Source organism: Dactylosporangium thailandense (assembly GCF_059739745.1).
The window spans coordinates 7,887,023-7,901,734 of the sequence record NZ_AP029195.1; the positions used below are offsets into that span (position 1 = coordinate 7,887,023).

Consider the following 14,712-nt stretch of genomic DNA (forward strand, 5'->3'; position numbering starts at 1 on the left):
AAGGCCGGCAGCTTGCGGATCCTGCACACCTCGGACTGGCACGTCGGCAAGGTCCTCAAAGGACAGTCCCGGGGCCCCGACCACATCGCGGCCATCAACGGGCTCGTGGACGTCGCCAAGGCCGAGCGCCCCGACCTGGTGATCGTCGCCGGTGACCTCTACGACACCGCGACCCCGACCGCCGACGCCACGAAGATCGTGACCCGTGGCCTCTCGGCGCTGCGCCGGACCGGCGCCGACGTGGTGGTCATCGGCGGCAACCACGACAACGGCAACGCCCTCGACGCGCTGCGCCCGTGGGCCGACGCCGCCGGGATCACCATCCGCGGCGCGATCGGGCGGCCCGAGGAGCACCTGCTGTCCGGCGTCTGCGGCAACGGCGAGCAGTGGCGGCTCATCGCGCTGCCGTTCCTCTCCCAGCGCTACGCCGTGCGCGCGAGCGAGATGTTCGAGCTCTCCGCGGCCGAGATGACGCAGTCCTACGCCGGCTACATCGGCGACCTCATCGCGCGGCTCGCCAAGGGCTTCGGCGACGACACCGTGAACCTGCTGACCGCCCATCTGACCGTCATCGGCGCGACGATGGGCGGCGGCGAGCGGGAGGCGCACACGATCATGGGGTACGCGGTCCCGGCGTCCGTCTTCCCGTCCTCCGTGCACTACGCGGCACTGGGCCACCTGCACCGCCCGCAGCCCGTCGCCGGCCCCTGCCCGATCCGCTACAGCGGCAGCCCGCTGCCGATCGACTTCGGCGAGGAGGAGAACATCGTCTCCGTCGCGGTCGTCGACCTCACCCCGAGCACCGCCGCGCGGGTGCGCGAGATCCCGCTGCCGGTCGCGACGCCCCTGCGCACCGTGCGGGGCACCCTCGCCCAGTTGTCCACATTGGACACGGGCGACGCCTGGCTGCGGGTGTACGTCCAGGAGGCCCCCCGCGCCGGCCTGCGCGAGGAGGTGCAGGAGCTGCTGCCCAAGGCGCTCGAGGTGCGCATCGACCCGAAGCTGCTGCCGGGCCCGGGCGCCGGGCGGGGCGAGGCGCCGCGCGCGGGCCGCTCCGCGGGCGAGCTGTTCGCCGACTACCTCGGCCAGCGCGGCCACGCCGACGAGGCGACCGTGAACCTGTTCCACCGGCTGCACGACGAGGTGATGCACTCATGAGGCCGGTCCGCCTGGATCTCGACGGGTTCACCGTGTTCCGCGAGCCCACCACGGTCGACTTCACCGACACGGACTTCTTCGCGCTGGTCGGGCCGACCGGCTCGGGCAAGTCGACGGTGCTCGACGCCATCTGTTTCGCGTTGTACGGCACCGTGCCCCGCTGGGGCGACCGGCGCGCGATCGCCAACGCCCTCGCACCGTCGGCGGCCGAGGCCCGGGTGCGGCTGATCTTCGAGTCGGCCGGCAAGCGCTACGTCCTCACCCGCGTCGTGCGCCGGGACGCCAAGGGCGCCGTGACCACCAAGCACGCCGGGCTGGAGATGCTGGCACCCGGGCTCGACCTGGGCAAGCTGGAGTTCGGGCTCGAGCAGGACGACATCGCCGAGGTCCTCGCCGGGACCCCGGGCGAGGTCGACACCGCCGTGCTGACCGTCGTCGGGCTGCCCTACGAGCAGTTCACGAAGTGCGTGGTGCTGCCCCAGGGCGAGTTCGCCGCGTTCCTGCACGCCAAGCCCGCCGAGCGGCAGAAGATCCTGGTGAATCTGCTCGGGCTGGAGGTGTACGGCAAGATCCGCGAGCGGGCGCAGGCCGAGGGCACCACCGCCGAGGCCAAGCTCAAGGTGCTCGACGACCAGCTCCACGCCCTCGCCGACATCGACGACGCCGCCCTGGCCACGGCCGAGGCCCGGGTCGAGGCGCTGCGCGGGGTGGCCGCCGCCGTCGACGCCATCGCGCCCCGCCTCGCCGACGCCGGGAGGCTCGCCGCGACCGCCGCGACCGCCCTGGCCACGCTGGACGCGGAGATCGCCCGCCTCTCCTCGGTGGCGGTGCCCGCCGACGCGACCGGCCTCGCCGCGGCCGCCGCCACCGCGCGCGCCGCGGTCACCGGGGCGATGGATGCCGCCCGGGCCGCGGAGGAGCGCGAGGAGAAGCTGCGCGGGGAGCTGCAGTCGGCCGGGGACGCGACGGCGCTGCGCCGGCTGCTCGACCACCACGCGGCCCGCTCGCGCCTGCTCACCGAGGCGTCCACCGTGCGCGCGACGCTGGCGGGCGCGGAGGCGGAGCACGGCAAGGCCGCGGCGGCCCTGGAGTCCGCGCGCGCGGACGCGGCCAAGGCCCGGCTCGCGCTGGAGGCCGCGTTCGAGGCCTACAACGCCGCCATGGCCGCCGACCAGGCCGTCGCGCTGCGGCCGGGGCTGCACGTCGGCGAGGCCTGCCCGGTCTGCGAGCAGACCGTGCACAAGCTGCCCGACCAGCCGCACGAGCCCGCCGTGGTCGCGGCGAAGAAGGCCGGCGAGCTGGCCCGCAAGCGCTCGACCGCCGCGGACAAGGCCGTGGAGGACCGGGACCGCTCGGCGCGGGAGCTCGACCGGGCGCTCGCGACCGCGCGGGCCCACGCGCAGCAGCTCGAGCAGCGGCTCGGCGAGCTCGATGCCGCGCTGCGGGACGCGCCCGCGCCCGAGGCGCTGCAGCGCGACCTCGACGGCATCGCCGCGCTGACCCGCGGCCTGGAGAAGGCGGGCGCCGAGGTCCGCAAGGCCCGCGAGGCCCAGCGCAACGCCGCCGGGCAGGCCGACCGGGCCGAGGAGCGGCTGCGCAGCGCCTGGCGCGGCTTCGACGGGGCCCGCGACGGGCTGGCCGCGTTCGGGCCGCCGCCGGCGAACCGGGACGATCTGGCCGACGCCTGGTCGACCCTGCAGGCCTGGGCGGCCGGCGAGGCGGGCCGGCGCCGGGCCGGGCGCCAGGCCGCGCTGGACGAGGTGAGCGAGGCCGAGCGCCGCGTGTCCGGCATCCGCGACGAGCTCGCCGCGCGGTTCACCGGGGCCGGGCTGCCCGCGCCGGGCGGCGACCCGGCCCGCGACGCCGCGGTCGCGCTCGAGCGCGCGGACGCGGCCCGGCGCCGGATCGAGGAGCGGCGCGCGGACGCGGCCCGGATGCGCGAGCAGCGCGACGAGATGGCCCGCGAGGCGCAGGTCGCCAAGGCCCTCGCCCAGCACCTTCGGGCGGACCGGTTCGAGCGCTGGCTGCTCGCCGAGGCGCTCGACACGCTCGTCGAGGGGGCGTCGCGCACGCTGCGGGAGCTGTCGTCGGGGCAGTACGACCTCGGCCACGAGAAGGGCGAGTTCTTCGTCGTGGACCACCACGACGCGGGCCTGCGCCGGGCCGTGCGCACCCTGTCCGGCGGCGAGACGTTCCAGGCCTCGCTGGCCCTCGCGCTGGCGCTGTCCGAGCAGCTCGCGGGGTTGTCGGCGGCGTCGGCGAGCCTGGAGTCGATCGTGCTCGACGAGGGCTTCGGCACCCTGGACACGGCCACCCTCGACACCGTCGCGGTGACGCTGGAGAACCTGGCCGCGCGCGGCGACCGGATGGTGGGCGTCGTGACCCACGTGGGGGCGCTGGCCGAGCGGATTCCCGTGCGCTTCGAGGTCCGCCGCGACGCGCGGACGGCCCGGATCGAGCGGGTGGGCCTGTGAAGCTGCACGTGGACGCCTGGGACCCCGCGTACGGGCTCTCCTTCGAGGCGACCGAGACCGCGGGGCCGCAGGCGCAGAGCACGGCGCAGATCCAGCCCGATGCCGAGCTGCCCGCGGACGCCTGGCGACCGATCGATCCGCCGCCCGGCCTCGCGGCGCCCGGCACCGTGCTCATCGTCGACGGGGTGCAGCGCATCGACGCGCGAGTCTGGATCACCGACGACGAGGGGACCACGCACCCGGGCGTCGCCGCCTCCTACGCCGCCGGGGTGGTCTGCTGCGAGCTGGACCGGGGCGCCGCGCGGATCGCCACCGCCCGCATCGAGCGGGGGCTGTTCACCTCCGCCGGGCACGTGCCGCCGGTGGTCGCGGGCAGCATCCGGTACCCCTTCCGGCGCGTTTCCCGCGGCGAGCCGAAGGACCTCGCGCTCGGCGTGCAGCGGCACATGCGGGCGCTCGAGGTGGGCGTCTCCGGCGAGGAGCGCACCGACGACGACCTGCTCATCGTCGACGGGCCGCTGCAGGAGCGGGCGCACCTGCCCCGGGCGCTCGGGTACATCAAGACGCACCGGGTCGAGTACCTGCCGCCCGAGCTGACCGCCGTGGTCACCGCGCTGCGGGGCGGGCAGCGCACGCCCGTGTTCGTGCTGGGCACGTCGTGGAACCGTTTTGCCTGGTACCTGCGCCTGCCCGGGCCCGCCGGAGCGCCCTGGTCCGGGATCGTGCGGGCGGAGTGCTCGGCCGACCTCACGCCCGCCGCCGCGGTGGCCCTCGCCCACCTGTCGGCGGTCACCCTGCCCCGGTTCGCGTCGCAGGCGTACAAGGACCCGAGGGCGCCGCAGAACCTGGTGCCGATCGCGGGTCTGGAGCGTAAGCTGCGCGCCATGCTCGGCGATGCCCGTCTGCTGCACCGGGCCCTGTCCCGGGCCGCGGCGTGAAGGTTCCACCGCGGTACGACCTCGCGGGCACCTTCCGGGGCCTCGCGCTCATCCAGGGCGACCCGACCATGGCCATCTCGCACCGTTCGGCCTGGTTCGCGACCCGCACGCCGCTCGGCCCCGGGACGATCGCGTTCGATCTCCAGGGCGATGATCTCGTGTTCGAGGCGTTCGGTCCGGGCGCTTCCTGGCTCCTCGAGCGCGCGGACGCGATCGCCGGCCTGCGCGACGACGTCACGGGGTTCGCCGAGCTCGCCCGCGTCCACCCCGTCGTGCACCGCCTCGCCCGCGAGCACGCCGGGCTGCGCTTCGGCGCGACCGGCCGGGTCTTCCACCATCTCGTGCCCGCGATCCTCGGGCAGAAAGTGACCGGCAAGGAGGCGCACGCCGGATACGTGCGCATCCTGCGCAAGCTGTCCGAGCCCGCACCCGGGCCGCGCGCGGGGCTCTACCTGCCGCCCGAGCCCGAGGTGGTCGCGGCGACCCCGTACTGGGCCTTCCACCCGCTCGGGGTCGAGCAGAAGCGCGCCGACACGCTGCGGCGGGCCGCGGCGCAGGCGGCCGCGCTGGAGCGCTGCGCGGACGCGGCGAGCTGCACGGCGCGGCTGGTGAGCATCGCCGGGATCGGGCCGTGGACGGCGGCGGAGGTGACCCGGGCGGCATATGGCGACGCCGACCAGGTCTCCGTCGGCGACTACCACATCAAGAACCACGTCACCTTCGCGCTGACCGGGGTGGCGCGCGGCAGCGACGAGCACATGCTGTCGCTGCTCGCCCCCTTCGCGCCGCACCGCGGGCGGGTCTGCGGTCTGATCGCGCGCGCCGGGATCGGGGCGCCCCGGTTCGGGCCGCGGATGCCGCTGCGGTCGTTCGCTCGGTTCTGAAACTTGTCGTACCTGTGTGGTTGACTTGGGCTCGTGGAGCTGCCAGTCCTGCCGCCAGTCGAGCCGATGCTCGCCAAGAGCATTCCCAGCCTGCCCAGCGCGCCCGGCATGAGCTACGAGCCGAAGTGGGACGGGTTCCGCTGCATCGTGTTCCGCGACGGTGACGAGGTCGAGCTCGCCAGCCGCGGCGGCAAGACGCTGACCAGGTATTTTCCCGAGGTCGTCGAGCAGGTCCGGGCCCAGTTCCCGCCCCGCTGCGTGGTCGACGGCGAGATCATCGTGATCCGCCGCGACACCGGCGAGCCCCGCCTCGACTTCGAGCTGCTCGGCCAGCGCATCCACCCCGCCGCCTCGCGGGTGAGGCTCCTCGCCGAGCAGACGCCGGCCTCGTTCGTCGCCTTCGACCTGCTCGCGCTGGGCGACGAGGACCTGACCGGGAAGGGGTATTCGGCCCGCCGCGCCCGCCTCACCGAGGCCCTCGACGGGGTGAAGCCCCCGATGCACGTGACCCCGGTGACGACCGACGCGACCGTGGCCCAGGACTGGTTCGAGCGCTTCGAGGGGGCGGGCCTCGACGGGGTCATCGCCAAGCCGGCCGACGGCCTCTACGAGCCGGGCAAGCGCACCATGTTCAAGATCAAGCACTCCCGCACGGCGGACGCCGTCGTGGCGGGGTTCCGCTGGCACAAGGACGGGCCGATCGTGGGATCGCTGCTGCTGGGGCTCTACGACGAGGAGGGCCGGCTGCACCACGTGGGCGTCGCCGCCTCCTTCACCCGCGAACGGCGGGCCGAGCTGGTCGAGGAGCTGGCCGAATACCGCGAGAACATCGTCGACCACCCGTGGAACTGGGCCGGCCAGGCCCCCGGCTCCGCGGCGCAGAGCCTGGAGTCGGTCCCCGCGGGCGACGCCGCGACCCGCCTGCCGGGCGGCGTGAGCCGCTGGACGGGCAAGAAGGACCTGTCGTTCGTGCCGCTGCGCCCGCAGCTCGTGGTCGAGGTCGGCTACGACGCCATGGAGGGCGACCGCTTCCGCCACACCGCCCAGTTCAAACGCTGGCGCCCGGACCGCGACCCGCTGTCGTGCACCTACGAGCAGCTGGACCGCCCCATCCGCTTCGACGTCGAGTCCGTCCTGGCGGGCCGTCCGTGACCTTCTCCTCCGCCCTGCGCACCCTGCTTCCTCGCGCCCTTGGTTCCCTGGCTCCCGACTCCCGCACCTCGCCCTCCCGCACTTCGGTGCGGCGGTTCGTGGCGCTGCTCCTTGCCGCCTCGCTCACCGCCGGGTGCACCTCGGGCACGCAGTTCACGACGCCGACCTCGGGGCGGCCGCTCACCAAGGCCTCGGCCGGGCCGTCGGGCGCCGCGGGCGAGAACGCGAGCAAGTCGGGCGGGCTCGACATCCCGGCCGCGGACTGGCAGCCGTGCCCGGACGCGTACAAGGGCATCTTCCCCACCCCGCCGCAGAACGTGCAGTTCAGCTGCGCGACGGTGAAGGTGCCGCGGGACTGGAACAACCCGAAGGACTCGGGGACCTACGACATCGCCATGGTCCGCGGCCGCTCCACCACCCAGCGCGACCGGGTCGGCTCGCTGTTCATCAACCCGGGCGGCCCGGGCGGCTCCGGGTTCGACTACGGCGTGTATCGCTCGGTGTACCTCCCGGCCGAGATCGTGCGCCGCTTCGACATCATCGGCTTCGACCCGCGCGGCGTCGGGCGCTCCTCGCCGGTCAAGTGCTTCTCCGACGCCGACCTCGACCAGAACTTCGGCATCGATCCCGACCCGATCAGCGACGAGGGCTACCAGAGCTTCGTCACGCTGACCCGCAAGCTGGCGCAGAGCTGCGGCGACAAATACGGCGACCAGCTGCCGCTGTTCTCCACCGAGCAGGCCGCCCGCGACCTCGACGCGCTGCGGGCCTCCGTCGGCGAGCCGCAGCTGACCTACCTCGGGTACAGCTACGGGACGCTGCTCGGCGCGGTGTACGCCCAGCTGTTCCCGAAGAAGGTGCGCGCCCTCGTGCTCGACGGCGCGGTCGACCCGACCCAGTCGACGCAGCAGTCGGCGGAGAAGCAGGCGGCCGGCTTCGAGCTGGCGTTCACGAACTTCAGCAAGTGGTGCACGGACAACGCCTCGTCCTGCCCGATCGGCCCGGACGCGCGCGCGGTGGTGATGAAGGCGATCGCGGACGCGCGCACCAGCCCGGTCACGGGCGCCGGCGGCCGCAAGGCGACGTCGGGCTGGGTGTTCACGGCGGTCGTGTCGTCGCTCTACAGCGAGTCGTCCTGGCGCCTGCTCGCCCAGGCCATGAACGACCTGCGCAACGGCAAGCCGGCCAAGATGTTCCAGCTGGCCGACGCCTACGCCGAGCGCGACGCGGACGGCCACTACTCGAACATGTTCGACGCCAACTCGGCCGTCAACTGCGCCGACTCCGACGACACCCCGACGGTGGAGCAGGACCGCGCGCTGCAGGCACAGTGGCGCCAGAAGTACCCGCTCTTCGGTGGCGCCCTGGCCCTGAACCTCATCTGCGCCCAGTGGCCGGGCAAGCGCGACCCGTACCCGAAGGGCCCCGCCACCGGCTCGGCCCCGATCGTGGTGATCGGCACCCTGGGCGACCCGGCCACGCCCTACGAGCAGGCCCCCGCCCTGGCCAAGATGCTCGGCGTCGGCACGCTGGTGACCTGGAAGGGCGAGGGCCACACCGCGTACCCGCAGACCGGCTGCATCATCGACGCCGTGAACCGCTACCTGATCGACCTGAAGGTGCCCGGCGCGGGCACGACCTGCGAGAAGTAGCACTCGACCACCGGTGCCCGCCCCGCCTCCCACGACTTCGGGAGGCGGGGCGGTTCGCTTTGGGCACGAAAAGTCGGGCGCTCCGCGCCGCGACTTTTCGGACTTTTCGCCTGACAGGCGGCAAGTCGCTTATGCGGCTTTCGAGGCCGGCTGATCATGGCGCCGCGCTCTCCGAGGTGCGTTCCCCGGTGGCGGCTGCGGACCACGGCCGGTCGCTGGCGGTCGCGCCTGGGCAGGCATCGTGCCTGCGTATGGCATCGTGCCTGCGTATGGCATCGTGCCTGCGTACGGCATCGTGCCTGCGTACGGCATCGTGCCTGCGTACGGCTTTGAGGCCGTGGCTGGAGTGCGGGCCACGGAAGTGCCGAGAGCGGCCGAAGGCGTACGGGAGTCGCGCCCGCAAGAGCCGCGGCAGCGGGCGAGTCAGGCCGGGGCCGGTCGCCGTGCGGGTGCGGGCGAGTCGGCGGTGCTGGGTTCAGAGCCGGGGCCGGTCGCCGTGCGGGTGCGGGCGAGTCGGCGGTGCTGGGTTCAGAGCCGGGGCCGGTCGCCGTGCGGGTGCGGGCGAGTCGGCGGTGCTGGGTGCGGCGACCGGGAGTCGCGGCGGGTGGGGCGGTCAGGCGTCCTGTTTGCGCGCGCGGCTCGGCTGGACGCGCATCGGTTCGCCTTCCATTTTCGGGTACTCGGGCGGGTACGGCATGTCGCCCTCGCCGTTGGCCGCGTCCCGCTCGGACCATTCGAGCAGCTCGGAGATGTCGTGGGAGACGTCGTTGATGGCCGCGTGCGGGTCGCCGAGTGAGGCCAGGCGGGCCGGGACCGTGCGCAGGTCGAAGTCGTCCGGCTCGACGTCGCCGAGCTCCTCCCAGCGCAGCGGGGTCGAGGCGGTGGCGCGGGGGTTGGCGCGCAGGGAGTACGCGCAGGCGATGGTGCGGTCGCGGGCCATCTGGTTGAAGTCGATGAACACCCGCTCGCCGCGCTCCTCCTTCCACCACTTGGTCGTCGCGCGCTCGGGCGCCCGGCGCTCCACCTCACGGGCCAGGGCGATCACCGCGCGGCGGGCCTCGACGAACGTCCATTGGGGCTTGATCCGGACGTACACGTGCAGGCCCCGGCCCCCGGATGTCTTCGGCCACCCGATGAACCCGAGCTCGTCGAGCACGCCCTTGAGCACGCCGGCCACCTCGGCCGCGTTGCCGAAGCCGGTGCCGGGCTGCGGATCGAGGTCGATGCGCAGCTCGTCGGGGTGATCCACGTGGCCCTTGCGCACCGGCCAGGGGTGAAACACGATGGTGCCCATCTGGGCCGCCCACGCCACATGCGCGAGATCGGCCGGGCAGAGCTCGTCGGCCTTGCGCCCGCTGGGGAAGGCGATCTGCGCTTTTTCAATCCACGCCGGTACCCCACGAGCCGGCACCCGCTTCTGAAAGAACGCCTCGCCGTCGATCCCCTCGGGGAACCGCTGCAGCGTGGTGGGCCGATCGCCGAGCGCGCGCATGATCCCGTCGCCGACGGCCAGGTAGTACTCGAACACGTCCCGCTTCGTGAACCCCCGCTCGGGGAACACGACCCGATCCGGGCTCGTGAGCCGCACAGCCCGCCCCGCGACCTCGACCTCAAGCGCATCGGCCATGCCAAGGACCTTACGCCGCACCGGCCGGCCGCGCGGCCACCACGCCACCGCGAAGCCCCGGTTCACCGGCCCGGCACCAGGTCCACACGCCGAGGACGGGGGTGGGTTTGCCGGACCTCGCGAAACCGCAGACGAAAGCGAGACGGCCCACGGAGGCGGGACGACACGGAGGCGGAACCGGATGCGGAACGAGGCGGCGCGCAGAACAGGCGACGCGGAGGAGGAACCGGACGCGGAAAAGCGGGACGCAACGCGGGCGCCGACGTGGCCGGCGAGCGTGGGGACGTGCGCGGTCGGTGGCCGGAGCGCGGGCCGGGAAATGCGTGCGCGGCGGACGAGGTCGTCCGCCGCGCACCGGGGGTTGAGGCTGGATGGTCAGCGACCGCGGCGGGAAGGCTGCGGCCGGGGACGGCGGCCGCCCGTCGGCTGCAGGTCGTCGCCGGCCGAGCGGCGGCGGTTGCGCGGGCCCGGGACGCGGGTCGAGCCGCGCTCGTCGTCGGGATCGCCGCCGAGGCGCGTCAGGTAGAGCACTCCGGCGCCGCCGATGATGAAGGCGAACCCGATCGTGGTCATCATCGACGAGGACGGGCCGGTGACCGGCAGCTGGCCGACCGAGGTGACGCCCGCGCCGCCCGCCGGGGTGCCGGCGACGCCGCCGGCGCCGGCCGGGCTCACGCCGGTGCCCGAGCCTCCGCCGTTGGTCGGGCCGCCGTTGCCCTGGCCGCTGCCGCCCGGGCCGCCGTTGCCGCCGGTGGCCGGGCCGCCGTTGCCCTGGCCGCTGCCGCCCGGGCCGCCGTTGCCACCCGTCGTGGGGCCGCCGTTGCCCTGACCGCTGCCGCCCCCGGTGGTCGGCCCGTTCCCGTGGTTGTTGCCCTGGCCGTGCCCGCCGCCGGTGTGCGTTCCGCCCGGGCCGCCGCCGTAGCCGCCGCTGCTGCCGTGCCCGGAGCCGTTGCCGCTGCCGTGCCCGGAGCCGTTGCCGTGGCCCCCGCTCCCCTGCCCACCGTGGCCGTTGCCCCAGCCACCGCTGCCCCAGCCGCCGGTGCCGGTGCCGTAGCCGTTGTCCGAGGCGTTCGTGGAGCCGTGGGTCGGGGTGTCGCCGTTCCAGGTGCGAGAGTGGCGGCCCGCGCCGTAGCCGGCGGCGTTCGCGTCCGTGTCGCCGTGGCCGGCGGCGTTCGCGGACGTGTCGCCGTAGCCGGAGGCCGACGTGTCGCCGTAGCCCGAAGGCGACGACGAGCCGTGGCCGGAAGTGTCGGACACGCCGGAGCCGCCCCCGGAAGCACCGGCCGCGCCGGATGAGCCGTGCCAGGCCGTGTTCGTCGCCGTCGGGAGGTCCTGGTCCTCCGTCACCGAGAGTGCCGAGCGCTCCGCGGCGGACAACGGCGTCTCCACCAGCTGCAGGGTGCCGGCGGCGGCGTCCGTGGTGCGCAGGTCCGGGGGCTGGGTCGACGCGGCCTCGGCGGCGCTCGCCAGGGACGTCACGCCCGCGGCGCCCACCGCGCCCAGCGCGACAGCCTTGTATAGCAGCCTCATCGTCGAACCGACCCCCAAAGCCAAATCGCCCGTTGCACCACAAAAGTCCGAATCGTGGCTTTCGGGTGGGCCAACGAGCCAGGCGCGCGGACGATTCGGGCATCTCGCCACAAAAGGCCGAGCCGCAAGGGAACACGACCGCGGAAGAGCGGAGCCGCAGGAGAGCGAAGCCACGAAGGACCGAGGCCGGAGAAGGCACGGGATCCGTTATGTGATCTGTCAAGTTGTCCAGGAACGCCGTGTCTCACCCGTGGATCTTGTTCGGCAGTGGCACAGGGCCTCGGCGCTGGCCGAGGCCCTGCCTGTTTCGCGGTTGAGCGTGCTTCTGGCGATGATCTCAATCAGGTCGTGGTTGCGCGGCTCGCTACAGCAGCGTGCCGCCGCTGATGTCGATCCATTGGCCGGTCACCCAACGGCTGTCGTCCGAGGCAAGGAAAGCTGCCGTGTCGGCGACGTCCTCAGGCGTTCCGATTCGGCCCATTGGTGACAGGGATGACAGCCAGGCCAGAGCGTCGCCGACGAGCCGTCCCTCGTGCATGTCGGTGTCGATGACGCCGGGAGCCACGGTGTTGACGGTGATGCCGCGTGGGCCGAGTTGCTTGGCGAGCATCTGGGTGAGGACGTCGAGCGCTCCTTTGGACATGGCGTAGGTGATCGATCTGGGCATGGCGGAGCCGTGGCTCAGCATCGTGCCGATGTTGATGATCCTGCCGCCGTCGCGCAGTCGTCGCAGCCCGTGTTGGCTGATGAAGAACGGCGCCCGGGTGTTGACCGCGAAGACGTGGTCGAAGTTGCTGCCGGTGACGTCCTGGATTTCGGCTTGGTCGCCAAGGATTCCGGCGTTGTTGATGAGGATGTCAAGGCCGTCGGCTTGGGCGTCGAATGCGGCCCACAGCGTCTCGGCGTCGCCCGGCACGCCGAGTCGGGCTTGGATGGTGAACGCCTGGCCGCCGGCGGCCTCGATCGCGGCGGCGGTTTCCTTCGCCGCCACTTCGTTGTTGCCGTAGTGCACGGCGACGCGGGCGCCGTCACGTCCGAGGCGTTTGGCGATGGCCCGGCCGATTCCTCGGCTGCCACCGGTGACCAGCGCCGTCTTCCCGGCGAGTGTCGTCATGTTCGCCTCCCTGCTCATCGCGCCGTGTTCAGCGTCCGGTAGGGGGTGGTAGCTCTGGCGTGCTTGAGGGCCCGCGCCCACCAGGCCACCTGGTCGAGGAGGGTCTCGGCTGCGGCGGCGGGTCGCTGCGGGTCTTTGGGCCTGCCGTCGCCGTCGAATTGTTCCCACACGTTGTGGAAGCTGACCGTGTCTCGGGTGGTGACAGCGTGCAACTCGGTGAAGACGGCACGCAGGTGCTCGACCGCGCGCAGGCCGCCGGAGATCCCGCCGTAGGACACGAACGCCACGGGTTTGGCGTGGAACTGGGTGTTGTGCCAGTCGATGATGTTCTTCAGCCCGGCTGGATAGCTGCGGTTGTACTCCGGGGTCACCACGACGAACGCGTCGGCGGCGTCGAAGCGCGGGGTCAGCTCGCGCAGCGCCGCCAACACCTCGCGCGGGGGTGTCATTGTCGGTGCGGCCGAGCCGATCGGCACGTCGGCCAGGTCGACGCGGTCGACCAGGACGTCGTCGCGGCGATCGGCCTCGCCGGCGAACCAGTTGGCGACGGTCGGGCCGATGCGTCCGTCTCGGATGCTGCCGAGGATGACGGCCAGCTGTAGTCGGTGGTCAGACATGAGTCTCCTGCAGAACGGGGGTAGGTGTGGGACGGTCGTTCCGTAGCGGTGTTTCGCGGATGGGCCAGGCAAGCGCGAACGCGACCGCGCCGAGGGCCGCGCCGGCGAGGGCGATGGCGTGGACGCCGCTGGTGACCGCGGCGTGTACCGCGTCCTGGGTGGCGGCCGGGAGCCGGCGGACGACGCTGGCGGTCAGCTTGCCGCCGGAGATGATCTGGCCGGCGTCGGCGGCGCCGAGCCGGTCGTCGAGCGTGTGGTGCAGGCGGTTGGTGTAGAGGGCGCCGAGCGCGGCGGCGCCGAGCGAGGCGCCCATGGTGTGCCACAGCGTGACCGAGCCGCTGGCCGCGCCCATGTCACGCGGCGGTGCGCTGTTGATGGTGACGATCGTGGTGCTCTGCATCAGCAGGCCCACGCCGGCGCCGGCGAACAGCGTCAGCGCCGACGCGAGCGCGACGTCGGTGTCCGGCCCAAGTGCGAGCAGCACGAGCATCCCGCCGGCCAGCAGCGTGCCGCCGAGGATCGGATACGCGCGGTAGCGGCCGGTGCGGCTGATGAGCTGGCCGCTGACGATCAGCACGAGGACCATGCCGAGCATCGCTGGCAGGATCAGCATGCCGCTCGCGGTCGCGGAGACGCCCCTGGCGAGTTGCAGGTACTGCGGCAGGAAGGTGGCAAAGACCATCATCCCGGCGCCGGCGAGCAGCCGCAGGATCTGGGCAAGGGTGAAGTTGCGGTTGCCGTACAGCCGCAGCGGGACGACCGGCTCGGCCACGCGTCGCTCGACGGCAACGAAGGCCGCCAGAGCGGCGAGGCTCACCACGGCGAGCGCGGCGATCGGCGCCGAGATCCAGGCGTACTGACTGCCGGCCCAACTCGCCAGCAGGCTCAACGCGACCAGCGCGGTGGCGAGTAGGACGACGCCCAGGACGTCGATGCGGGTCTTGGTCCGTCGGGGCGCGGCCGGAATGGCGGTGGCGATGAGCAGCACGGCGGCGACGCCGAGCGGGATGTTGATGGAGAAGGCCCACCGCCAGCTCAGGTGGTCGGCGAACAGGCCGCCGAGCAGGGGGCCGGCGATGAAGGCGACGGGCATCATCGCGCCGAACAGGCCCATGAGCCGGCCGCTCTGGCGTGGCGGCACCAGTTCGGCGATGAGTGCGAGGGCGCCGACCATGAGGCCGCCACCGCCAAGGCCCTGCACTGCCCGGAAGCCGATGAGCTGGGTCATGTTCTGCGCCGCGCCGGACAGTCCGGACCCGAGCAGGAACAGGGTGATCGCGGCCAGGTACGCCCACTTGCGGCCGTACAGGTCGCCGAGCTTGCCCCAGATCGGTGTCGAGGTGGCCATGGCGACCAGGTAGGCCGTCACGACCCAGGAGAAGTGCTCCAGGCCGCCGAGGTCACCCACGATGACCGGCAGCGCGGGCCCGAGCATCATGCCGTCCGGTGGGGCCGTGATCATGCCGAGGATTACTCCGACCATGCCCACATAGAAAGATCGACTCATGATCGACTCCAATCGCGTACGTTGTACTCGAAATGACGCTAGCTTTTCGAGTACCATGT

11 protein-coding genes are annotated in these 14,712 nt (G+C 73.1%); 6 read left to right on the forward strand and 5 right to left on the reverse strand.

Features of this window, described 5'->3' with window-relative positions:
* The first annotated feature begins 12 nt into the window (after positions 1-12).
* From AC6JBM_RS35030 to AC6JBM_RS35055, 6 genes are all read left to right on the forward strand, one after another.
* Complete coding sequence (locus AC6JBM_RS35030) at positions 13-1,158, forward strand: exonuclease SbcCD subunit D (protein WP_497978243.1); 1,146 nt, start codon at positions 13-15, stop codon at positions 1,156-1,158.
* Positions 1,155-3,632, forward strand: coding sequence for an AAA family ATPase (locus AC6JBM_RS35035; RefSeq protein WP_497978244.1), 2,478 nt, complete (start codon positions 1,155-1,157; stop codon positions 3,630-3,632). The genes AC6JBM_RS35030 and AC6JBM_RS35035 overlap by 4 nt, the downstream gene beginning before the upstream one ends.
* A complete protein-coding gene (locus AC6JBM_RS35040; RefSeq protein WP_497978245.1) occupies positions 3,629-4,570 on the forward strand; it encodes a hypothetical protein in 942 nt (313 codons plus the stop codon). The genes AC6JBM_RS35035 and AC6JBM_RS35040 overlap by 4 nt, the downstream gene beginning before the upstream one ends.
* Positions 4,567-5,454, forward strand: a complete 888-nt coding sequence (locus AC6JBM_RS35045; protein ID WP_497978246.1) for a DNA-3-methyladenine glycosylase family protein — start codon at positions 4,567-4,569, stop codon at positions 5,452-5,454. Before AC6JBM_RS35040 ends, AC6JBM_RS35045 begins: the two co-directional genes overlap by 4 nt.
* Positions 5,455-5,487: 33 nt before the next feature.
* Entirely contained in the window at positions 5,488-6,606 is a 1,119-nt protein-coding gene (locus tag AC6JBM_RS35050; RefSeq protein WP_497978247.1) for an ATP-dependent DNA ligase, read from the forward strand.
* A gap of 98 nt (positions 6,607-6,704) precedes the next feature.
* Positions 6,705-8,258: an alpha/beta hydrolase gene (locus AC6JBM_RS35055; RefSeq protein ID WP_497978248.1), complete on the forward strand. Its 1,554-nt coding sequence runs from the start codon at positions 6,705-6,707 to the stop codon at positions 8,256-8,258.
* Positions 8,259-8,871: 613 nt separating this feature from the next.
* On the opposite strand, the gene ligD is transcribed toward AC6JBM_RS35055, so the two are convergent.
* The 5 genes from ligD to AC6JBM_RS35080 form a co-directional block, all read right to left on the reverse strand.
* The gene (gene ligD, locus AC6JBM_RS35060) at positions 8,872-9,885 is read right to left on the reverse strand and encodes a non-homologous end-joining DNA ligase (RefSeq protein WP_350621732.1); all 1,014 of its coding nucleotides are present in this window, start codon (positions 9,883-9,885) and stop codon (positions 8,872-8,874) included.
* 375 nt (positions 9,886-10,260) lie between these two features.
* Positions 10,261-11,415 (reverse strand): hypothetical protein, encoded by a 1,155-nt coding sequence (locus AC6JBM_RS35065; RefSeq protein WP_497978249.1) that lies wholly within the window; start codon positions 11,413-11,415, stop codon positions 10,261-10,263.
* Between the two features lie 364 nt (positions 11,416-11,779).
* Positions 11,780-12,529 carry an SDR family oxidoreductase gene (locus AC6JBM_RS35070; RefSeq protein WP_497978250.1) on the reverse strand — a complete coding sequence of 250 codons (750 nt, stop codon included), beginning with the start codon at positions 12,527-12,529 and terminating at the stop codon, positions 11,780-11,782.
* Between the two features lie 14 nt (positions 12,530-12,543).
* The gene (locus tag AC6JBM_RS35075; protein WP_497978251.1) at positions 12,544-13,146 is read right to left on the reverse strand and encodes an NADPH-dependent FMN reductase; all 603 of its coding nucleotides are present in this window, start codon (positions 13,144-13,146) and stop codon (positions 12,544-12,546) included.
* On the reverse strand, positions 13,139-14,653 hold the full coding sequence (locus tag AC6JBM_RS35080; RefSeq protein WP_497978252.1) for an MDR family MFS transporter: 1,515 nt from the start codon (positions 14,651-14,653) through the stop codon (positions 13,139-13,141). The genes AC6JBM_RS35075 and AC6JBM_RS35080 overlap by 8 nt, the downstream gene beginning before the upstream one ends.
* Between the last annotated feature and the right edge of the window lie 59 nt (positions 14,654-14,712).

Bases quoted from the DNA above. Each gene is read 5' to 3' on its own strand.
- ligD (WP_350621732.1), bottom strand. From the start codon at position 9,885: ATGGCCGATGCGCTTGAGGTCGAGGTCGCGGGGCGGGCTGTGCGGCTC.
- AC6JBM_RS35035 (WP_497978244.1), top strand. From the start codon at position 1,155: ATGAGGCCGGTCCGCCTGGATCTCGACGGGTTCACCGTGTTCCGCGAG.
- AC6JBM_RS35075 (WP_497978251.1), bottom strand. From the start codon at position 13,146: ATGTCTGACCACCGACTACAGCTGGCCGTCATCCTCGGCAGCATCCGA.
- AC6JBM_RS35080 (WP_497978252.1), bottom strand. From the start codon at position 14,653: ATGAGTCGATCTTTCTATGTGGGCATGGTCGGAGTAATCCTCGGCATG.
- AC6JBM_RS35065 (WP_497978249.1), bottom strand. From the start codon at position 11,415: ATGAGGCTGCTATACAAGGCTGTCGCGCTGGGCGCGGTGGGCGCCGCG.
- AC6JBM_RS35070 (WP_497978250.1), bottom strand. From the start codon at position 12,529: ATGACGACACTCGCCGGGAAGACGGCGCTGGTCACCGGTGGCAGCCGA.